Below are 21,386 nucleotides of genomic sequence, written 5' to 3' on the forward strand. Positions count from 1 at the left end.
GTAGTTGGGGAGAGGGCTAGGGTGAGGGAAGATTCGTGCAGGAGATCTAATGAACGTGACTAAGCGGATTCTAATTGTGGATGATGAAGAAGATATTCGCGAGGTCGTGCGGGTATCGCTAGAAGAATTTGCAGGCTGGCTGACGGTCACGGCTACATCCGGTGTTGAAGGCTTGCAGATTGCCCAGACTCAAACCCTAGATGCCATTCTGTTAGATATCTCAATGCCAGATATGGATGGTTTTCAGATGTGCGAAGAACTTCAGGCAGATCCTAAAACTCAGAAGATTCCAGTGATTGTGTTAACGGCTAAAGTGTTGCCCAACGATCGCCGCCGATTAACAGATTTAGACGTTGCAGGGGTGATCACAAAGCCCTTCGACCCGATGACCATTTGGAGAAAAGTCGCCGGAATCCTGGGATGGAGAGTATAAAAACATTCTTTCATATCAGCTTCATATTTTTTTGGTCTAATCTAAAAGACAAATCAACCCAGTGACTTACAAAGTTACTTCCGTCATGTTCAGCGATGACTTATCCAAAGTTAGCCGTGTTGAAGTTGCGACCCATGTTTTAAGTGAAGCTTTACAAAAGCTGCACGAGCATGATTATGCATCTGCACAGGTTATGGTCGCGATCGCCAGACAAGCTTTGGAGGATCTGCAATTGGATCTCGATCGTCATTTTCAGATTGAAGGAATGCTCCAAAAGCTTCTCAAACAATCATTCCAGTGAAGGCTGTCCTCACTAATGGCAGGTTATTCATGTCTACTAAATCAATTCTATTGATTGAGCATGAAGCCAGCATCCGAGAAGTTTTACACACTTCTTTGAGCGAGTTTGGGGGCTGGAGGGTTACTCTATCGGACTCGATTCAAGAGGGCGTTAATTTGTGTATGATTACCTACCCTGATGCCATTTTGCTGGACGCTTCTACTTCAGAAACAGATGCCCTCATATTTATTGAGCAACTGAAGCGACACTCAATGACTCGATCTATTCCAATTTTGCTGATTACTGCTAGAGCCAGTTGGTTTACCTCAAACCAGCTTCAGCAAATGGGATTTGCCGGAGCAATCACAAAACCGTTCAATCCTTCTACTTTACCCGCTCAAGTTTCTCGCTTGCTTGGTTGGAGTAATGGAGATCTATAGCAAGCCTATCTGACATCTAGATAGCTGTTTGATATAGGCAAACCAACTCATTAACATTTGACGACTAAACTAGGAGAAAACCATGTCAACATTAACCGTCTGGAAATTCAATACTGCTACTGGTGCAGAGAATGCGCTGACGAAGTTAGGAGACTTACAAAAACAGCAGATCGTGCAAGTTTTAGATGCCGCGATCGTCTCTTGGCCCCAGGGGCGGAAAAGCCCTAAAACCAACCAGGCCTTCAATACGGTTGGAGCGGGTGCGCTGGGCGGTGCATTCTGGGGAATGTTGTTTGGTCTCCTGTTTTTTGCTCCTTTATTAGGGGTGATAGTGGGTGCCACAGCAGGCGCGATTTCAGGTAAGTTTACTGACTATGGCATCAGTGACAATTTCATTCAAGATGTGCAAAGCAAAGTCACGGAAGGCACTTCTGCCCTGTTTTTGTTGACGGGCCAGGTGACTGTTGACAAGGTTAGTGCCGCTTTTGCACCCGAAGAAAAAGGTGAATTGATTCAATCCAACCTATCGACCGAGCAAGAAACCAAACTGCGCGAAGACTTTGGTTCAGAAGTGTAGTTGATTGTTCCTTAACGTCAGTTTGATAGAAGTGGTTCGCTTCGATTGTGAAGTCGGAGAGCTGCCTAAATCCCCCAATTTTGGGAGACTTCAAGCCAAAATCTCCGGTTCAAAGTCCCCCATTCTGGGGGATTTAGGGGGCAGAAGCCGCTGACAACGAAGCGAGAAAACTCGTCGAACTGACGTTTACTTAGATCTGCTTCCTAAACAAAAACTTAGGAGGCACTGATTTTCTGTTTTGTAATTTCGAGGAGTCACAACCATGAAAAAGCTTTTAACCCTTGCGACCGGACTTTCTGTAGCGACAGCAGCCGTGATGTTGCAACCCACGCAGGCACAAGCACTACCCGCTGCGCCCGCAACCTGCGTTTACCTCAGAGAAATTTCTACCGGACAACGCGCAGTTCGGCAGATCATTGCTCTCAACAACTCTAATGCCAACACTGATTTTGCGGTGCCTACAGGGAGGAGTTTTAGCAGTTATGTTGCCAAACTCATCCCTGAAAATAATTCGCGCTATACGGCAGAAGTGAATCTTAAGTATAACGACGGCTCATCGTCACGAGCGGTGTCGCGCACGATCGAGGCAAGGCGCTTTTACCTCTACAACCAGCCCTTTCGACCCCCGACAAATCGGCAGCCTTTCCAGATCAACACCCGAATCACAGGCAGTCGCAATACTGCCTATCAAGTTTTTGTTTTAGCGTGCCCGTAAGCGCCATTGCTACTGTTTTACCTTCATCTCATCCGTGAAAGCCGAGTGATTCAAAGGTTGACAGTATGGCATCTAGCAGTACATAGGAGCATTGTATGGCATCAGAACAGAACTACAATACGGCATCAGAACAGTCTCCTAGCCTAGCATCAGATAAGCAAACGCTTTCTGTCGCGGCACTCACTGCACTGGTCGTTGGTTCGATGGTGGGCGCGGGCATCTTTACCATCCCTTCCGCGTTTGGCCGCGCAACCGGAGTATTGGGTGGGCTGATTGCCTGGGTGATCGCGGGTGTCGGTATGCTGATGCTGGCATTTGTCTTCCAAAATTTGGCACAACGCAAGCCCGATCTAGATTCGGGTATTTTCGCATACGCCAAAACCGGGTTTGGCAATTATATTGGGTTCCTTGCGGCGCTGGCTTTCTGGGCAAGTACCTGTGTAGGGAACACTTCTTACTTCGTCCTGATCAAATCGACCTTGGGGGAATTCTTTCCTGTATTTGGAGACGGCAACACGGTTACGGCGGTGTTTTTTGCATCGATCATTTTGTGGATTTTTCACTTTATGATCTTGCGGGGTGTCAAGCAGGCGACGGGGCTAAACACGATCGTCACGATCGCCAAGATTGTGCCGATCGTCATTTTTATCTTTGTCCTCTTATTCGCGTTCAAACCAGATATCTTTGCCGCAAATTTTTGGGGCGGTCAAGGCTATGATGCCGAGTCTTTATTCAGTCAGGTTCGCAACACGATGCTGGTCACCGTGTTTGTGTTTATCGGCATTGAAGGCGCAAGTGTCTACTCTCGCTATGCCGAGAAACGATCTGACGTGGGTGTCGCTACGGTGTTGGGATTTGTGGGGGTACTCTGTCTGCTGATCCTGGTTACGGTTTTGCCCTACGGGATTTTGCCACGAGCAGAACTGGGGGTATTGCGAAATCCGTCGATGGCAGGTTTATTTGAGTCGGTTGTGGGTCGCTGGGGTAACATATTCATCAGCCTCGGTCTGCTAGTCTCGGTACTCGGTGCCTTCCTGGCATGGACTCTGTTTGCCTCCGAGGTTCCGTTCATGGCTGCCAAAAGCAATCTCATGCCGAGTTTCCTAGCGCGGGAAAACAGCAATGGAGTACCCTCGGCATCGCTCTGGATGACCAATATTACGGTTCAGGCATTTTTGATTGCGACTCTGTTCAGTCAACAGGCATTCATCCTTGCCCTAGAGTTGACGAGTTCGCTGGCTTTGATTCCCTACCTGCTGGTTGCTGCCTTCGCGCTAAAACTGGCTTGGAGCGGAGAAACCTACGATCGCGATTCTCGCAACCGCACCAAGGAGTTAGTCATTGCTGCGATCGCCACGGCTTATTCTATCTTGATGATCTACGCAGGTGGTCTAGAGAAGTTATTGTTGTCGGGGCTAATCTTAGCGCCAGGAACAATTCTGTTCTTCATGGCCCGCCGGGAGCAGAACAGAAAAGTATTTACGTTCGGAGAGTGGTTCCTTTTCTCTCTGGCTACGATCGCGGCTCTTTCAGCCCTTTTTGCACTTTCGACAGGTCGGATCACTATCTAAACAGTGTGAGGGCGTTATGCCAAATGTGGCTATGGGTAAGGCAGTAGGGCGATCGCTGAGTCTATCCGTTCTGGCAAGCGGTAGTTTGTTATGGGAAAACTCTGCCTGGGCAATTGAGGATCTACCTACTGAAGTGGGTGCGATCGCTACTAGCCAAGATGAGGACATGAACCTCATGGAACAAGTCACCGTTTTTTAACTTAACAGTCCGCTGATGGATGCCAGAGACGGGAGAAGACCATTCCTACAGAGATCAATGAGAATCGTGAATGTAACACTCGGATCGAAATCTAATCAACGGAGTTATTATGACTGTCACAACCAATACTGCTACCACCAATCCAACTGCTGTTTCCTATGGTGTACACTCCGAAGTTGGCAAACTGCGAAAAGTAATGGTTTGCTCACCGGGTTTAGCCCATTCTCGTTTGACTCCCTCAAACTGCGACGATCTGCTATTTGATGACGTGCTGTGGGTAGATATGGCAAAGCGCGACCACGCTGACTTCGTGATGAAGATGCGCGGTCGCGGGGTCGAAGTCATTGAACTACACGAAATCCTGGCAGAAACCCTCGATATTCCAGAGGCAAAAAAATGGATCTTAGATCAGCAAATTGTCCCTAATGAGGTGGGGCTGGGGCTAGTTGAAGATGTGCGCGCCTTCTTAGAAAGCTTGAGTTCTCGTCACTTGGCTGAATACCTGATCGGCGGGCTTGCCATCTATGACATTCCCAAAGAGGCGGGTGGTGACTTCCTTCGGGCAGCGCAAGAAGCCAGCGGCGTGACTGGATACCTGCTGCCACCATTGCCCAATACCATCTTCACCCGCGATACGACCTGTTGGATTTACGGCGGTGTGACTCTGAACCCGCTCTACTGGCCGGCTCGCCATGAAGAAACCGTTCTCGCAACGGCGGTCTACAAGTTTCACCCTAGCTTTACTCAGGCGAAGTTTGAGGTTTGGTGGGGCGATCCTACTCAACATCACGGCTCTGCCACGTTTGAAGGGGGGGATGTGATGCCGATCGGCAATGGGGTTGTCCTAGTCGGCATGAGCGAACGCACTTCCCGTCAGGCAATTACTCAAGTGGCGGCGGCGTTGTTTGCTAAAGGAGCGGCAGAACGGGTGATTGTTGCCGGAATGCCTAAACTCCGCGCGGCGATGCACCTCGATACCGTGTTCACCTTCTGCGATCGCGATCTGGTTAGCCTGTATGCTGACATTATGAATCAGGTCACAACGTTCTCTCTGCGACCCAGTGACAAAGCACCGGGGTACGAGTTGACCAAAGACTCCGGTACTTTTGTTGATGTCGTTGCTTCATCGCTGGGGTTGAAGAAGATGCGCGTCGTGGAAACCCAGGGCAATGCTTACGCCAGAGAGCGGCAGCAGTGGGACAGCGGCAACAACTTTGTCTGCTTAGAACCCGGTGTGGTGGTTGCCTACGATCGCAATGTCTTGACCAACACGGCTCTCCGTAAAGAAGGCATCGAAGTCGTGACGATCGCGAGTTCTGAACTGGGACGCGGACGGGGCGGCGGACACTGTATGACCTGTCCCATCATTCGGGATGCGGTTGACTTTTAGTGCCACTCGTCGATCGAAGCTTAAAACTAGGAGAGCAAGTCATGTCTTTAGGTCCGGTTGAAATGCTGTGCGTCAAGTTTCCCAGCAACTTTATCAAAGACGAAATTTCGTCGGCATTGAAAGCGTTAGTGGAGAACAAGACGATTCGTATCATCGATATCCTCTTCATCAAGAAGAGTGATAATGGTGAAGTGACGATGACCGAAATTGATGAGATGGATGATGTTGATCACAGCCTATTAGATCCAATCATTGCCGACATTTCTGGGCTGATCGCTGAGGAAGATGTGCAACAGATCTCTCAATCTTTGGATAACAACTCGTTCGCAGCCCTAATGCTGTTTGAAAACATCTGGGCAACTGCATTCCGGGATGCGGTTTTGAATGCCGACGGTCAACTTTTACTCAGCGAACGAATTCCCAGCAGCGTGATTGATGAAGTCATAGCGGCTCAGACTCAGGTAACAGTATAAATTCTCTTTCTCTACAGGAGGCTCAAATGGTCAGAAGGCGAGGGGGTCGAGGTTTGTTAGGTACTGTGGCAAGAACAGCCGTGATCAGCAGTACCGCAACGGCGGCAAGCAGAGCAACGAGCGGCGCAATGAATCAGAGTGCGATTCAGGCGCAGCAAGAACAGGCAGCAAAGATACAGACTCAAGCCGAGATGGAGCAAATAAAAGCTCAACTTGCCGCTGTCCAATCTATGCAAGTCCAAGCGGCGGCAGTTCCAGCGGCACCAGCAGCACCAGCACAGACCGATCTGTTGGCTCAACTGACTCAACTGACGCAGCTTAAAGAGGCCGGCGCACTGTCTGAAGAAGAATTTCAGCTTGCCAAAGCAAAGATACTCGGTTAGTGCAACCCGTTTTTTGGAACGCGATCCTAACTATGTACACACAAGTGTTTAATCGTTCATTGCTGAGATCTTGCCCCCTAAATCTCCCAATCTGGGGGACTTTGAACTCGGAGTCTTGGCTTGAAGTCCCCCAATTTTGGGGGATTTAGGGGGCTGAAGCTGACTGAAACGGAGCGATAAACGACTTGTGTGTACACAGTAGTAGAAAGCGATCGAGTGGCAGGCATTGCACAACTTGCTCATCGATCCAAAAGATTGTTGAGTGCTGCAAGGGCAGACACATTGGGAGGAATCAGTATGGGTATTAAACCAACACACGGCGCTTTAGTGATCATTGGCGGTGCCGAAGATAGGGACGGCGATTGCGTAGTCTTGCGAGAATTTGTCAGATTGGCGGGTGGCATGAAAGCCCACATTGCGGTGATGACTGCTGCCACCGGACACCCCGAAGAAGTCGGGGAGGTTTACATCCGCGCGTTCAAGCGATTAGGTGCAGAATCGGTGGAAGTGGTGGGTACAGAGCGCCGCAAAGATTCCGAGTGCGAAGAAGGGATATACACGATCGAACAGGCAACTGGCATTTTCTTCACAGGGGGCGACCAATCGCGCATTGTGGAGTTTATCAAAGGTTCTCCTTTGTGCGATGCCATTCGTAAGCGGCATCAGGAGGGAGTCGTGATTGGCGGCACCAGTGCGGGTGCTGCTATGATGCCCGACGAAATGATTGTAGGCGGGGCATCTGTATCTAACCCTAGTATCAATGCGGTCAGCATGGCTCCCGGTATGGGCTTTTTACCCGACATTATGGTAGACCAGCACTTTGCTCAACGGGGTCGCCTGGGTCGCCTGCTGGCAGCTCTGGTGCTGCACCCTGCGGTACTCGGTCTGGGCATTGACGAAGACACCGCCATTATTGTCAAGGGCGATGAATTTGAGGTAGTTGGACAGGGCGCGATTACGGTTGTGGATGAATCAACCGCTACCCACAACAACCTGGAGGGATTGCTCAAAGATGAAGCGATCGCGCTCTGTGGAGTCAAGTTACACATTTTGCCGAGCGGCTATCGCTTCAACTTAAAAACGCACCTACCAGTGCTGTAGAAGGTGAGTATGACAACGCTAATCAGTTCTGAGAAGACGGTTTACACGGGCGATCAGATCCAGGGCGCACCTGTGATCAGTCAGTTGAATGTCAATGACCTCGAACCCGGTAAGACGCACCGCTTTTTCTTCCAGGGGGTACAGATGGGCACCGGACAGCATTGGTATGTTCCTGTAGTGGTTGCGAAAGGCGATCGCGATGGCAAGCGCATCTCGCTGACCGCTGGTGTACATGGTGATGAGTTGAGTCCGGTGAATGCAGTGCAGCGCATCATGGCGAGTCTCGATCCGGCAAAGATGTCGGGGACAGTGATTGCAATCTACGACCTCTCTCGCCCCGCTAAGGAGTATACACAGCGGATGTGGCCGACGGCTCAGAGCGGCGGCTCGTTAGTTGACCTCAATCGCGTGTGGCCCGGCGACGAAATAGGCGACAACGCACCGACCCGTCACGCGGGTATTCTCTGGAATCGTCTATTTAAGCACAACATTGATGTGGCACTCGACTATCATACAGGGGCGACTGGTGGTGATTTCACAATGTTCATCTTCGCTGATCTTCGCAAGCCAGAGATCCGACAGATAGCCGAATTGTTTCCGATCGAGCAGATCAAGAACGATCCCGGTGAAGACGGTACGCTCGAAATGGCGTTCGTCGATGCAGACATTCCAGTCATGACCATTGAGATCGGAGGGCCGCGAAGCTTCGATGCGCGAAAGATCGCGATGACTGTTGAAGGCAGCCTGAACGTACTCAAGCATTACAAACTGATTGACGGGAACATCGATCGCACGTCTAGGGAAGCCAGAACCTTCTTCGGCGACACGTTTGAAACTATCCGTTCCACGATGGGCGGCTACCTTGAGTTGTTGGTTGATCTGAGAGACAAAGTAACACCGGGTCAGAGAGTCGCGATTCAGCGCAATTCATTTGGCGATGTTGTTGCTGAGTATGCGGCGAGTGTGTCTGGGGAAGTTGCCACGATCGCGCGCGACGCACTCAGCGAACCAGGCTCACGGGTGATGCAGATCTTATACAACAGCATGGACTCGAAGCGCAATACTGATATCTGCCACGAACCCGGAGACGACTATTAATTCCTATTTTCAGTCATTCAACTTGTCTACAATTTATCTACTTTTAGCAATGAATAACAAAGATGAATTCAATCGATTTTTACCAGACGAGAGTTTAGACCCAGACAAACTTTCGATTGGAATTCCGGCTGAACAAACGCCCCTAAACCCCGATAGAATTCCCTCTGGCTTTGATCCGATGGGCGAAATCCAGCTTCGGGGTCGAGCTTATCGAAGTTTAGCGGGAGGGCAAGCCCCGTGGTGGGTTCTGATCTCAGGCTGGGTGATCTTTGGCGGTTTTGTCTGGATAATGGTGCGTCTCACAGTGCTCTCATCGTCCTTCGTGCTCTTGATTCCTTTGGCGATCGCCACCATTCCACTGTTCATTTTGCTGAAAGGAACAAAGGCTAAACTTGCCAGCCAGAGGCACCGAAGAAGACGCTAATCAGCGATCGTTCTCTTCAGAGTTTTTGCAGTTATTTATGAAATGAGGATACTCCCATGTCTAGTCACCCTCCTCCCCCACGCACCATCAAAGAACCGTCATATTTAGACGCGATCGTTCCACTCGTGGTGCTGATTGCGCTGATCGCAGGCTCTGTTGTGCTGTTTGGGCTGGGTGCGATCGATGGCCCTACTCAAGTCGCGTTGATACTCAGTACTATGGTTGCCGCCATCATCATTCTCAAGAATGGACATCCTTGGGACAAAATCGCGGCATCGGGAGGGAGGGCGCTGGCATCGATTGTTAGCGCAATTTTCATTTTGTTGGCGGTGGGGGCACTGATTGGCACCTGGAATATGTCTGGCACGATCCCAACCTTAGTTCATTACGGCATTCAACTGCTTCAACCCAATTGGTTCTACCTGGCAACCGCTATAATCTGTGCCATTGTTTCTGTAGGCATTGGCAGTTCGTGGACGACGGCTGGAACCATTGGGGTCGGGCTAGTCGGCATTGCGTCGTTGGTTGGGGTTTCCCCTGTTATTACTGCGGGTGCTGTAATTTCAGGTGCTTATTTTGGTGACAAGACCTCTCCCCTTTCCGAGACAACGCTGTTGAGCGCACAGTTGGCAGGGGCAGACATCTACACGCATATCCGTGCCCAGCTTTGGACATCGGTTCCGGCGTTTGTCATTTCGATGGTCGTCTTTGCGATTTTGGGACTCCGGGAGGACGTGATTGATAACGTCGAAACAGCGACCGATCTCGCTAAGTTGGATCAGCTTTTTTGGATCACACCCCTGAACTTAATTCCCTTGATATTTCTAGTCGTGCTGTCTATTCGCAAAATCCCGGCATCCCTGGCGATTATGAGTGCGGCGCTGGTAGGGGGCATCATGGGCGCGATTCTCCAACCGCAAGCTATTGTGCGCTTTGTTAACGATCCGGCACTGGCTACCCCACTGGTCTACATCAAAGGCATTTGGGCGGCAATGGCAACTGGCTATCAGGAAAATTCCGGCATCCAAGATATCGATCGGTTGCTTTCACGCGGTGGCATGGACAGTATGTTGTTGACACTGTGGATCATCATCGGCGCGGTGACATTTGGCACACTGATGGAAGAATTTGGACTGTTGGCTAAACTGATTAATCCGGTGCTGTTACGGGCAAAAACTACGGGTCTTTTGTTTGCCACGCTCGTAACGACCGCGATCGGGTTAAATATTGTTGCGGGGGATCAATATATTGCGCTGGTGCTGCCCGTACGCATGTTTCGCATCGAGTTCCAAAAGCGCGGATTGCAACCACAAAACCTGTCGCGTGTAGCCGCTGATGCTGGAACTGTAACGTCACCTCTGGTACCGTGGAATTCCTGTGGCGCATTTATGTCTGCCACGCTGGGTATCTCGACCTTCCTGTATTTACCGTATGCCATCTTCAATATTGCCAGTCCAATTTTGTCGCTTGCTTACGGGATCACAGGCTTTAAGATCGAGCGTATACCCTCCACAACAGCTATATATAGCAATAGCAATCCTGAATGATTGGTGGGATGGGCATCCTGCCTGTACAGGCTAGAAGCCTATCCCACTCTTACAACTGAAGTGGAATCGCTATAGAACCGTTGCTCACAGTTCGTAAAACCAGTTCAAAAAATGAGGTGAACACTATGATTACTGATTTTCAATCTGAAGTAGCTATCAAGAAATCGACGGGTTGGGTGATCGCCCTCAGCATTAGTCTGATTATTCTCGGCGGACTGGCGATTATCATGCCAGGGATTGCCTCAGCATTCTTCACCGTTGCGATCGGTTGGATTACGCTGATTAGTGGCGTGGTGATGATTGTTCAGTCGTTTCAGTCAAAGCCAGTCAGAGGGTTTTGGCTAAATCTGATTGTGGGTATCTTCTATGTGGTTGCGGGCACTTACATTCTATTTAATGTCGGAGCCGCGCTGCTAGCACTGACCTTAGCCTTTGGGATTTTGTTCATTGTTGAAGGGATTTTTACCATCATCATGGCGTTTACCAATCGGGCAGGGCACAGAATGTTTTGGCTGGTGGCGTTCAACGGAATTATTACTCTGATTCTGGGCATCATGGTGCTGAATCGGTTTCCCTTCAGCGCGATTTGGCTGATTGGTCTGTATGTAGGCATCAGCATTCTGATGAGCGGTGTCTCACTCCTAGCCGCTGCTCTGGCAGCTCGACGGACGATCGCCGCTTAGTCGCCTAGATTCTCAACACGATTTCAATAGGGTCTTCATTCGTTGTAACAAACGTCTAGAGACAGCCAGACCTGAGCAGAATCATGAAAAGAGATAGTTTTAGCGAGATCTACAAAATCGATGAATCGACAGATCGCTACATGATCGAGATTGCCCTGGATCAGTACACTGATATCTTCAACGAATGGGACCCTGCTCCCTTTAAACGTCGAGAACTCAATCCTGATCTGAAACTCTACTTGGAGGAATACTCTGACGAAATTCCTAGTAAGTATGCGATCGAATTATGTTTCGCAGTCCCAGCCGGAATGCGCGATGAACGAGTAGAGGAAGAATCTCGGATTGGTCTCAAGAACAGTTTCATCTCCAAACGATACTTTCTAGGAAAGGAGATCAAGAAGAGTAACACCCGGATGCTGCTGTTTGTCGTCATCGGTCTTGTGCTTCTATGGGTAGCAAAGACTGCTGCAAGTCGTTTTGCAGAAGCGGATGCATCATCCATCCTGTTTGAAGGGCTGGCGATTACTGGATGGGTTTTTCTATGGGAAGCGGTCTCGCTATTCTTTTTCACAAACCGTGAACTCTATCACCGTTATCAGACCCACAAAAGATTGCAAAATGCCCCCGTGATTTTCCAAGAAGCAGAAAAATACTAAAAGTAACCTCATTCCCTAGCACTTCTCCCCCAAGAGCAGGTGAACCGGACTCTTGCCCCCTCTCCTGCGGACTACCGTGTATACACAAATTGCTTTAAGTTCGGATTGTTGGGGTTTGCCCCCTAAATCCCCCAGTCTGGGGGACTTTGACCCCGGACTTTCAGTTTCAAAGTCCCCCAATTTTGGGGATTTAGGGGGCAGAAGCTGCTCATAACGAAGCGAAAAGACTGATGTATACACGGTAGCTCCTGCGGGAGAGGGCTGGGGTGAGGGTAAATCCGGGTCTTATTTAATTCACAATCCTAAGTGTCCATTGTTACCCATTTTTGTTCTGTAATCTGAGGTTTTTTATGACTTACGATCGCCCACTTTCCAAAGCCTTGATTGTCCTATTAGGTCTGAGCATTCCCCTTGTTAGTCATTCACGAGCAAATGCGGCTGAACGGTGTATCTCTTTTAGACCGATCGGCACTTCAGGATACGAGGTTAGGAAAACTGTTTCTTCAGCAGGGGTGACTCCAGGTGTTAGAAACAACTGGGACACCGATTTTGTGGTACCCGGCGGTGTAAGATTTACCCGCTACATCGCCACCATCACTTCAGAATTGCCAGCAAACTACAACATCATCCAGAATTTTAAGTACGGTGACAGAACTTCTAGACAGGTTTTTAGACGAGATGATGCCCGATTAGTGGGTGGAGTTCCTTTTCAAGTGCAAGTCGTCCCGTCAGGTCGTCAACCGTTTCAAGTTAATATGAACATCAATGGAAGACAGGGATCTGTTTATAGAGTCAGGGCTTCAGGTTGCACTCCAAGATGAGCTTGATTTGAAGTCGTGCATCTACCCCGCTGTCACTTCTCCTTAGCTCATGAGTGCCCCTTCATCTATGGAAAATCAGTTGACCGATCGTTCTTTCAAGCATCAGGCTGAGGGTCGTTCTGTCGCAGAGCGTCTCGCTGCCGGAAAAGCCCTGCGCCAAAAAGTAAAGCGCACTGACCTTGCTGAATATCACCCGCCTGCTAACCGCCAAGACCCGATCGCAATTCTGGAAGCTCAGACAAAGACCCGCCTACCAGAGCTGGTGCCCATCTGCTACGCCCGGATGTTAACCTCTCCCTTCGCATTTCTACGGGGTTCGGCCGCAGTGATGATTCAGGATATTGCACTCGCCCCAACGACGGGCATCAACGTGCAAGCCTGTGGAGATATGCATCTGTCCAATTTTGGCGTGTTTGCCTCTGCCGAGCGCAACCTGGTGTTTGGCATCAACGACTTCGATGAAACCTATCCAGGAGCCTGGGAATGGGATCTGAAACGGTTGGTGGCGAGTGCAGTTGTGGCGGGGCGGTTTTTGGGAGGCGATCGTGTTCTTTGCGAAGCTGCTGTACGGGCAGTGGTGCAGTCCTATCGGCAACACTTATACGAGTATGCCGAAATGGGCTATCTCGACTTGTGGTATGCCAACATCACAGAAGCTGACTTGCTTCAGAAGTTGCCTACCCAATCTCACAAAAGAGCAACCCAACTTTTAGTAAAAGCTCGTCAGCGCACCCATCTTCAAGTGTTGGAAAAAATGACCGATCTGGTGGACGATCAGCATCACATTATCGAAGATCCTCCTCTAGTAGTACGAATAGAAACAACCCCCCGTGGAAAGCCGATGGTTGAGGCCATTGAACAGCTAATGCAAGATTACCTCACCTCTCTGAGCGCCGATCGCCGCTTTCTAGTGTCGCGATATCGCATTGTGGACGTTGCCCGGAAAGTTGTGGGCGTGGGCAGTGTTGGGACTCGCTGCTGGGTTATTTATCTAGAAGGTATCGATGCGGGCGACCCACTATTTTTGCAAATCAAGGAAGCCCAGCCCTCGATATTAGCTCCCTATGCTGAAACCCTCTGTAACTACAGGTTGCCAGATGACCATCAGGGGCACCGAGTTGTGACTGGACAGCGACTGATCCAAGGGGCACCCGACATCTTTCTGGGATGGGGTGAGATGGATGGTATTCAATACTACATCCGCCAGTTGCGGGATATGAAAGGGGGAGTCAAGCTTGAACCCAGCAAGTTTCGACTAGCAGAACTGTCAAACTACTGCGGGGTATGTGGCTGGGCGCTGGCACTAGCTCATGCCAAATCCAGTGATGCCGCTATGCTGTCCGGCTATGTCGGCAAAAGCGAAGCATTGGATGAGGCATTGACAAAATTCGCCCATGCTTATGCAGATCAAACCGATCGAGATTATGACCAGTTGGCAGCCGCAGCAAAACAGGGACGCATTCAGGTTGCTAGCGAATTTTGACGTGGCATCATACCAAACTAGTCTGAAACCATGCAATCTACTCCAAGTCAGCTTCCAGGGTTGAGCGATCGCGAAGCAGCAAACCGTCGTGCAGCCGGACAAGGGAACAACATTCCGATTCAAACCAGTCGCACCTACTGGGATATTTTTCGGGACAACTTGTTCACGTTCATTAACGGGGTCTACTTCTTCCTGAGCTTGGTGCTGATTGCGCTAGGACTTGTCAGTGATGTACTGGTACTTGCCTGTGTGATCTTGCTGAACGTTGTAGTTAACGTGATTCAAGAGATTCGCGCTAAGAAGAAACTAGACAAAATTGCCTTGCTCACGCGCCCTAAAGCCAGCATCATCCGCGAGGGACAACAACGGGACATCGATCCGAGTCAGATTGTGGTGGGCGATGTGCTGGTGGTCAGTCCAGGCGATCAAATTGTGGTCGATGGCTCCATCATGGGTGAGGGCGAAATCAAAGTAGATGAGTCTCTGCTGACGGGCGAATCAGATTTGATTGCAAAGCAGGTCAGCGATCCGGTCTACTCTGGGAGCTTTTGCGTCAGCGGCACCGCTTGCTATGAAGCCGAAAAAGTGGGTGCCGATAGTTTAGCCAGCAAAATGACGGCGGAAGCCCGCAAGTTTCGCAAGGTGCTGACTCCATTGCAACACCGCATCAATATGATCATTCGCCTGTTGTTGGGTGTTGCGCTTCTTCTGGGCTTGATCACCGCACTACGGATCACTTTGGGAGTCATTTCTCTGACAACAGGCGTTCAAAACACTGCGGTTATTGTGGGTCTTGTTCCCAGCGGGTTGTATTTAATGATTACCCTCGCCTACACGTTTGGAGCGGTGCGAATTGCTCAACAGAGCGCGTTGGTGCAGCAGGCAAATGCAGTGGAATCGATTAGTAATGTGGATGTGATGTGCCTGGACAAAACGGGGACGCTGACTGCAAATCGGATTCAATTGCAAACGGTGTATCCCATTGACCTCGATCGCGCCAAGCTAGAAACCATTTTGGGAAATTACGCTGCCACTGCTTCTACGAGTAACAAGACCAATGAGGCGATCGCCACCACATTACCCAGAGAAAAGCGCCCGCTGAAGACCGAAATTTCTTTTGGCTCGGCTCATAAGTGGAGCGCGATCGCGTTTGGTGACTCGCCGGGTGTATATATTCTCGGTGCCCCAGAGATTTTAGGCACGGTCATACCGCTTCAAACAGACCTCCAGGCATATATCCGCGAAGGTGCAGATCAGGGGTTGCGTGTACTCTTATTTGCCTACAGTCCGACTGTGACTGAGCTACGAGACGGGACAGGCGATCCAGTGTTGCCCCCCAATCTTCAGCCGCTGGGCATTCTGCGCTTTGGTGATGAACTGCGCCCCGATGCCCGTCAAACCTTGGCAGAATTTCGTCAGGCAGGCATTCAAGTCAAAGTTATTTCTGGCGACAATCCGGCGACTGTTGCGGCGTTAGCAAAACAAGCCGGGTTAAGTAATGACATTATTGCAGTATCGGGTCAGGATTTGGCTCAAATGGATGACGCGGTGTTCACCCAAACTGCCGAAGAAAGTACGATTTTTGGACGGATTACGCCTGAGCAGAAAGCCCGTCTGGTCAAGAGCCTTCAGTCTCGCAAACACTACGTTGCCATGATGGGAGATGGGGTAAATGATGTGCTGTCACTCAAACAAGCAAATGTGGGTATTGCGATGGAAAGTGGCAGCCAAGCGACTCGCGGTGTTGCCGATATTGTGTTGCTCAAAGATAAGTTTAGTGCGCTACCCAAAATCTTTTTAGAAGGACAACGAATTCGCAATGGAGTTGCCGATATCAGCAAACTGTTTATGGTGCGAATTTTTTCGTTTATTCTGGCGATCGTAGCCGTTGGCATGATTACGCTGTCGTTTCCCTTTGGAATTAAAACCAGTACGATCGTCATGTTCCTCACCGTTGGCATTCCGCCTTTCTTTGTCACCTTATGGGCAAAACCAGACAAACCCAAAGGGCTTGAGGGAAACTCTTTCCTGCATTTTGTGATACCCGCCACGTTGACCCTTTCTCTAGCGAGTATTCTTGTCTATCTCTACTTTCTGGCGGAAAACATTACACCTGTTTTTGAGTGGCTCAACGGTCAAATCCCGTTTGATGAACTCGGTCGTCGGATCGCCTTTGAGGATATTGCCAGGGCACAACAGGTTGCAGAAACAGCAATGATCACGCTGCAAGTGTTGGGGGGTTATTCTTGCTCCCATTCCTCAAGCCACCCACTTCCGCTTGGGTTGGAGGTGAGCCGCTGAGTCAAGACAAACGCTTTACCATTCTCGCGGGCATTGTTTTATTGGTTTACGGATTGATTCTTGCGGTGCCATTTTTGCGTAACTTTTTTGAACTCTATCCACTTGATTTAATTCATTATTTAGGAATCGGATTGGTTGCCTTAATTTGGGCGTTAGTCGTGCGGTTTACCTGGAGAAATAGATTACTCGATCGCTTTCTTGGCGTTAAGATTAGTCCGTTTTAACGTGAATTCAACGACTTCGTTACAAGTCTGTCGCGCCCCCTAAATCCCCCATTCTGGGGAACTTTGAACCGGAAATTTTGGTTTGAAGTCCCCCAAATTGGGGGATTTAGGGGGCTTCCCGAATTGGCAATCGTCGTGAGAAATCTCATCGAATTCAAGTCGTTTTAAGCCACAAGTCTCGATAATCTCGAACATAGTCGCGAAGCTTACGAGGTGGGTGCCCCAGAAGTTTTGCCAACGTATTGGCTACTGCCTCAGCCTGTCCAAATCGAAGTCCTACATGAAGGATGGTTTGGACGAGGATTTGTTCCAGAGGCATTTTACGTCGAAACAGATGGGAGAAGTAGCCCGGAACACTCGCTGGCTGATAGACGATCGCTCGACCCAGTTCGTCAGATAAAGCAGTTGCCACTTCAACAAACGAAAGGGATTCAGATCCCGTCAGGGTATAGATTTGCGCCTGGTGAGATGCGGGATTAATCAGCACGTTAACCGCAACTTCGGCAATGTCACGCCCATCGATGAAGGCAACTCGACCAGCACCCGCAGGCAGGAAGATGCGATCGTCCTGAACAATATCGTCTCGGTAAGCATCGCCGAGATTTTGGGCAAAGAAACCGGGTCTGAGAATTGTCCATCCCTCAGATTTTTGACGAAGGTGTTGCTCGACTGCGTGATGGGGCACGAGAGGATTGTCTGCGGCACCTGCGACGGAAACAAACACGATATGCTGCACACCCTGAGAGCGCGCCACATCAAGAAACGAGTTGAGCGTTTTACGGGTGTCGGAGATGGCTGGAGGGCGCAGCAGAAAAACAGCATTGCAGCCTTGCACCGCCGATCGGAAAGTACTCGCATTGAGGAAATCGAATGGAACAATCTCAGCACCATCTTGCGAAACAGAGTTCGGCTTGCGTGAGCCGATGCGAAATGGAGCCTGACGAGCGCGGAGACATTCAACCACTGTCGTTCCAATGTTCCCAGAAGCTCCTGTTATAAGAATCATGATGTTTCACACTATCGTTAGTACTTTCTTGGGATGATAAAATTAGCCTGTATTGAAGCAGTAATTAGTGCAGGCATGATACTGGCTCGATCGCTCACTGCTACCAAACACGGAGATTATCAAAACGGTTCATTATTTGGTGCTTATTTATGAACTATAAGTCTTCCAGCCAACAATTAACGGGTTGTATAGTAACTTTGACGATCGGGCTAGTTGGAGTAACTGCTGCAAATTCTGCAATCGCATACCCTGTCTCTGGAAAACCTCTGCTTATGGCTCAATCTGCTTCCTCAATTGCAGGTAGTTGGCGATTGGTCATTATGGCAGAGCCAACCTCTCCGGGTGTTGTTCCGCAAGCTACTAAACTGACAGCCGACTTTTCGGGCAATTCTTCAGAACCTGGGAAAGCCAATCACCTCACGGGTTCGGGTGGATGCAACCGCTTTATGGGAAGCTACCAAATCAAGGGGAATCACTTGAGTATTGGTACTCTTGCATCAACGCGCAAGGCTTGTGAGGAGTCTATCCTGAACCAGGAGTTCCGGTATCTCAAGGCTTTAGAAGGCGCTCAACGGTATGAGGTGGATAGTCAGGGTCAATTGACAATCTTTTATCAGACCGGGCAGGAGTCAGGGGTTTTGCGTTTTACCTCTCAAACTGTCCGAGAGTTATGGTAAGAGGTAATATTTGAACACTCAACTGAATAAAGCCAATCCGCAGATCGGGAGTATCAATGTCACACGATCGCTCCTCAGGATCGTGAATTAAATAACGTCGGTTACTTGCAACGTCAATGGGCACGGCAGTGCCATGCCCCTACGTAATCGGAAACCCCGACTCACCCTTCACATTCCTTCTATAGGAAACCCTTCTATGTTTAACTTCCTCGATTCTGAAGCACCAAAACCGACTCCTCAACAGATTGCTCATTCCTTCCGCTGGTTGGGCTGGACTGGCTTCTGGCTGCAAGCTCTGCTGGGGTTTATTCCGATCTTAGTAGTGGTCGTGAACGTTCTGTTTAAACCAGGACAGAGCGGCGGATTTTCCTTTGGTTTGTGGTTGGCGATCGCCTGCTTAGTCGCCCTGATCTTCAGTATTTACTGGTGTTTTCGCTATACGCGGCTGGCAAGTAAGTTAGAGGTGCGGGATCAGCGCCCTGCAAAGTCTCAGGTCATGCGAGATGTCAAACTTGGGCTGCTGGCTAATATCGGTATTATGACGATCGCCGTGCTGATCGCGATGATGCGGGTGAGCGGGTTGACCTACAAAATGTTAACGCTGCCCCAAGGTGGAGCGGTGTTAACTCCCAATCAAATTGGAACAACGCTGGCAGCGCCAGGGGCACTGATCACCCCATCGAGTATGATTGCAATTCAAGCGATGATTAGCGCGATCGCGGCTGGGCTAGTGGGAGCCGTTGTCGCCTTGCTGCTGCTCTATCAAGTCGGGCAACGTCGCAACACGAATGATTAATTCTAAACCACCCATTGCAAACACCCTATGCGTCCGCCGACCTCACCTCCGCCATCGTCTAACCTGTGGCAAACCCTGAATCATTCCACCCTTTTTCGCTACATCTTGTTGGTTGGCTGTGGCTGGATCACCGTGTTGCTGATCAATTATTTCCACAGCACGATCGCCCTGTTTACAGCCGCAGGAATTTTTGCCGCGCTATTAAATTATCCGTCGGTTTGGCTATCGCGTTACATTCCCAGAGGGCTGGCGATCGCCCTTACTTTTATTGTGACAGTCGCCTTACTGCTGGTTGTGGTCACGTTTGTTGGAATAGAAGTGCTGAATCAGGGACAGGGTTTGCTAATCCATATCAGAGATGCTTTAGATCAGCAAAACGCCCTGCCATTCCAAGATCTCCTCAACCGACTAGACATCGGCAAAGTCGTTGGCACATTACAAACGGGTTTGACTTCTGGCTTAGGCATTGTGCGGGGCATCTTTTCCAGCCTCTTTACCGGAATTTTTGGGGCAGTCATCTGCATCTATATGTTGATTGACGGTGAAAAGCTGTGGCAGTCGTTTCTTAAACTGATCCCAGTCGCTTCTCGCGATCGATTTGCCAGGACTTTCCGGCAAAGTTTTCTCGGATTTATTCGCGGTCAACTGCTGTTGATGCTGTTTCTATCGAGCACTACGGGTCTAATTTTTCCACTTTTAGGCGTGAGATATTCGCTGCTTTTGGCGGTCATTCTTGGCATAATTGACGCTATTCCTGGAATTGGAGCTACCCTTGGAACTATCATCGTCGTCTTTTTAGTCTTCACCTCTCAAGGAGGCGCGATCGCTTTAAAAGTGTTGATCGTTTGCCTTGTGCTGATTCAAATTCAAGATAATGTGATCCGTCCTAAAGTTATGGGAAGTGCTCTGGAATTGAATCCAGTCGTTCTATTTCTTGCCCTGTTTATTGGCGAACGGGTGGCTGGATTATTGGGAGTCTTTCTGGCGATTCCAATTGCTGGCATGATTGCTCTCTGGATGGGATCAGTCAAAGAAGAGGCAGATCTAGCCCTGAAAGAGTCCACGGTGAACGTTGTTGAGCCATCAGAAAAGTCTTAATTAACAGTTCCTATGATTCGCTATATCCGATCGACCCTCCTACCTTACGTTCGGTCTACTATCTTGCCCTCAAAGCCAGTTCAACTCCTGATCAAGACTGGGGTGAAGTGGGATCAAGATAATTGCCCTGGCATGGCAGCCGCCCTCTCGTACTATGCCCTCTTCTCACTGTTTCCCTTGCTGTTAGTCATACTGAGCATTATTGGTTCGCTCATTGGGCCGAATACGGAAGCATTTCAACATATTCAGGGAGTCATCGATCGCTATCTGCCTCCAGAAGTGCATGATTTGATCAAAGGAACCGTGATTGCCCTCAACGAAAATAGTGTCGGTGCCGGGATCGTGGGATTCACCTTGCTGTTATTTGCAGCCAGTAGTGTCTTCTCGATTCTCAGGAGTTCGGTGAATCGAATTTGGCGATCGCCGAGTCGAGTTTCTGAAGCCGGATCAATTTTTAAGATGGCGCTTTTCTTTGGGGTTAACCAACTTCTGGCGTTTCTATTAGTGTTGGGGACTGCCCTACTGATGCTAACTTCATTAGTCACAAGTATTGCTATCAAAACTATCCTAAATTTAATCGCAACCTTTCAAGAAACCTTCTCCTTCATCCAGGTTGACGAATTGCAGTTAGCTAAGGGGCTTCAAGCCGGGTCATCATTTTTGGTTCTGTCTCTGGTTGCCTGCATTCTGTTTAAGATTCTGCCGTCTGTTTATGTGGGCTGGCAGGATGTCTGGCTGGCTGCTTTACTCACCGCCTTGCTGCTGGTGGTGTTGCAACAACTAGTTAGTAACAGTGTGATTACGATCGGGAGTCATTTCCTTTCCTATGGCGTGATTGGGAGCGTCATGGTGCTGATGCTATGGATTTTTCTAACGTGCCAAATCTTCTTTGCTGGCTGTGTGTTTTCCTACGTTTATGCCCATCTTTTTGGTAGCCGTCGTCACACAACAGATTATTTGAATGGTGTACAGCAATGATTTTGTGTAAGCTACCTCGTACCCAATCCTAT

At 49.5% G+C, this 21,386-nt stretch carries 25 protein-coding genes; 24 read left to right on the forward strand and 1 reads right to left on the reverse strand.

Annotation, left to right across the window (positions count from 1 at the left end; all coding sequences use genetic code 11):
• Positions 1-49 precede the first annotated feature (49 nt).
• The 20 genes from C7B65_RS00740 to C7B65_RS00830 all read left to right on the forward strand — a co-directional run bounded on the left by C7B65_RS00740 (position 50) and on the right by C7B65_RS00830 (position 16,799).
• Complete coding sequence (locus C7B65_RS00740; protein WP_317615773.1) at positions 50-433, forward strand: response regulator; 384 nt, start codon at positions 50-52, stop codon at positions 431-433.
• 85 nt (positions 434-518) lie between these two features.
• Complete coding sequence (locus tag C7B65_RS00745) at positions 519-734, forward strand: hypothetical protein (RefSeq protein ID WP_073069001.1); 216 nt, start codon at positions 519-521, stop codon at positions 732-734.
• A 29-nt stretch (positions 735-763) separates the two neighbouring features.
• Complete coding sequence (locus tag C7B65_RS00750) at positions 764-1,153, forward strand: response regulator (protein WP_073069002.1); 390 nt, start codon at positions 764-766, stop codon at positions 1,151-1,153.
• Positions 1,154-1,235: 82 nt separating this feature from the next.
• Positions 1,236-1,730: a DUF1269 domain-containing protein gene (locus tag C7B65_RS00755; protein ID WP_073069003.1), complete on the forward strand. Its 495-nt coding sequence runs from the start codon at positions 1,236-1,238 to the stop codon at positions 1,728-1,730.
• 262 nt (positions 1,731-1,992) lie between these two features.
• Positions 1,993-2,445 carry a hypothetical protein gene (locus C7B65_RS00760; protein ID WP_073069004.1) on the forward strand — a complete coding sequence of 151 codons (453 nt, stop codon included), beginning with the start codon at positions 1,993-1,995 and terminating at the stop codon, positions 2,443-2,445.
• 95 nt (positions 2,446-2,540) lie between these two features.
• Positions 2,541-4,016 carry a basic amino acid/polyamine antiporter gene (locus C7B65_RS00765; protein ID WP_073069005.1) on the forward strand — a complete coding sequence of 492 codons (1,476 nt, stop codon included), beginning with the start codon at positions 2,541-2,543 and terminating at the stop codon, positions 4,014-4,016.
• Between the two features lie 31 nt (positions 4,017-4,047).
• A complete protein-coding gene (locus tag C7B65_RS27580) occupies positions 4,048-4,215 on the forward strand; it encodes a hypothetical protein (RefSeq protein ID WP_181314305.1) in 168 nt (55 codons plus the stop codon).
• 109 nt (positions 4,216-4,324) lie between these two features.
• Positions 4,325-5,605: an arginine deiminase gene (gene arcA, locus C7B65_RS00775; protein ID WP_073069007.1), complete on the forward strand. Its 1,281-nt coding sequence runs from the start codon at positions 4,325-4,327 to the stop codon at positions 5,603-5,605.
• A 41-nt stretch (positions 5,606-5,646) separates the two neighbouring features.
• Positions 5,647-6,078, forward strand: a complete 432-nt coding sequence (locus tag C7B65_RS00780; protein WP_073069278.1) for a DUF6325 family protein — start codon at positions 5,647-5,649, stop codon at positions 6,076-6,078.
• Between the two features lie 26 nt (positions 6,079-6,104).
• Positions 6,105-6,461: an SHOCT domain-containing protein gene (locus C7B65_RS00785; RefSeq protein ID WP_073069008.1), complete on the forward strand. Its 357-nt coding sequence runs from the start codon at positions 6,105-6,107 to the stop codon at positions 6,459-6,461.
• 297 nt (positions 6,462-6,758) lie between these two features.
• Entirely contained in the window at positions 6,759-7,562 is an 804-nt protein-coding gene (locus C7B65_RS00790) for a cyanophycinase (protein ID WP_073069279.1), read from the forward strand.
• A gap of 9 nt (positions 7,563-7,571) precedes the next feature.
• Complete coding sequence (locus C7B65_RS00795) at positions 7,572-8,660, forward strand: M14 family metallopeptidase (RefSeq protein ID WP_073069009.1); 1,089 nt, start codon at positions 7,572-7,574, stop codon at positions 8,658-8,660.
• 49 nt (positions 8,661-8,709) lie between these two features.
• A complete protein-coding gene (locus C7B65_RS00800) occupies positions 8,710-9,084 on the forward strand; it encodes a hypothetical protein (protein ID WP_073069010.1) in 375 nt (124 codons plus the stop codon).
• A 56-nt stretch (positions 9,085-9,140) separates the two neighbouring features.
• Positions 9,141-10,631 carry a Na+/H+ antiporter NhaC gene (gene nhaC, locus C7B65_RS00805; RefSeq protein WP_073069011.1) on the forward strand — a complete coding sequence of 497 codons (1,491 nt, stop codon included), beginning with the start codon at positions 9,141-9,143 and terminating at the stop codon, positions 10,629-10,631.
• A 125-nt stretch (positions 10,632-10,756) separates the two neighbouring features.
• Positions 10,757-11,314: an HdeD family acid-resistance protein gene (locus C7B65_RS00810; protein ID WP_073069012.1), complete on the forward strand. Its 558-nt coding sequence runs from the start codon at positions 10,757-10,759 to the stop codon at positions 11,312-11,314.
• 83 nt (positions 11,315-11,397) lie between these two features.
• The gene (locus tag C7B65_RS00815; protein ID WP_073069013.1) at positions 11,398-11,970 is read left to right on the forward strand and encodes a hypothetical protein; all 573 of its coding nucleotides are present in this window, start codon (positions 11,398-11,400) and stop codon (positions 11,968-11,970) included.
• A 350-nt stretch (positions 11,971-12,320) separates the two neighbouring features.
• Positions 12,321-12,791: a hypothetical protein gene (locus tag C7B65_RS27250; protein WP_073069014.1), complete on the forward strand. Its 471-nt coding sequence runs from the start codon at positions 12,321-12,323 to the stop codon at positions 12,789-12,791.
• Positions 12,792-12,858: 67 nt separating this feature from the next.
• Positions 12,859-14,274: a DUF2252 domain-containing protein gene (locus tag C7B65_RS00820; RefSeq protein WP_083582593.1), complete on the forward strand. Its 1,416-nt coding sequence runs from the start codon at positions 12,859-12,861 to the stop codon at positions 14,272-14,274.
• Between the two features lie 30 nt (positions 14,275-14,304).
• On the forward strand, positions 14,305-16,575 hold the full coding sequence (locus tag C7B65_RS00825; RefSeq protein WP_106253879.1) for an HAD-IC family P-type ATPase: 2,271 nt from the start codon (positions 14,305-14,307) through the stop codon (positions 16,573-16,575).
• The gene (locus C7B65_RS00830; protein WP_143161983.1) at positions 16,521-16,799 is read left to right on the forward strand and encodes a hypothetical protein; all 279 of its coding nucleotides are present in this window, start codon (positions 16,521-16,523) and stop codon (positions 16,797-16,799) included. Before C7B65_RS00825 ends, C7B65_RS00830 begins: the two co-directional genes overlap by 55 nt.
• 154 nt (positions 16,800-16,953) lie before the next feature.
• Here the strand turns inward: C7B65_RS00830 and C7B65_RS00835 are convergent, their stop codons facing one another.
• The gene (locus C7B65_RS00835) at positions 16,954-17,805 is read right to left on the reverse strand and encodes an SDR family oxidoreductase (RefSeq protein WP_073069016.1); all 852 of its coding nucleotides are present in this window, start codon (positions 17,803-17,805) and stop codon (positions 16,954-16,956) included.
• Positions 17,806-18,077: 272 nt separating this feature from the next.
• On the opposite strand from C7B65_RS00835, the gene C7B65_RS00840 reads away from it, so the two are divergent.
• The 4 genes from C7B65_RS00840 (at position 18,078) to C7B65_RS00855 (ending at position 21,354) form a co-directional block, all read left to right on the forward strand.
• Positions 18,078-18,482: an META domain-containing protein gene (locus C7B65_RS00840; protein ID WP_181314306.1), complete on the forward strand. Its 405-nt coding sequence runs from the start codon at positions 18,078-18,080 to the stop codon at positions 18,480-18,482.
• Between the two features lie 196 nt (positions 18,483-18,678).
• A complete protein-coding gene (locus C7B65_RS00845) occupies positions 18,679-19,278 on the forward strand; it encodes a DUF3611 family protein (RefSeq protein WP_073069018.1) in 600 nt (199 codons plus the stop codon).
• Between the two features lie 27 nt (positions 19,279-19,305).
• A complete protein-coding gene (locus C7B65_RS00850; RefSeq protein WP_073069019.1) occupies positions 19,306-20,376 on the forward strand; it encodes an AI-2E family transporter in 1,071 nt (356 codons plus the stop codon).
• Positions 20,377-20,388: 12 nt separating this feature from the next.
• Positions 20,389-21,354, forward strand: coding sequence for a YihY/virulence factor BrkB family protein (locus C7B65_RS00855; RefSeq protein ID WP_073069020.1), 966 nt, complete (start codon positions 20,389-20,391; stop codon positions 21,352-21,354).
• The last annotated feature ends 32 nt before the right edge of the window (positions 21,355-21,386 follow it).

Origin of the sequence: Phormidesmis priestleyi ULC007 (genome assembly GCF_003003695.1) — a bacterium.
Taxonomy (GTDB): domain Bacteria; phylum Cyanobacteriota; class Cyanobacteriia; order Leptolyngbyales; family Leptolyngbyaceae; genus Phormidesmis_A; species Phormidesmis_A priestleyi_A.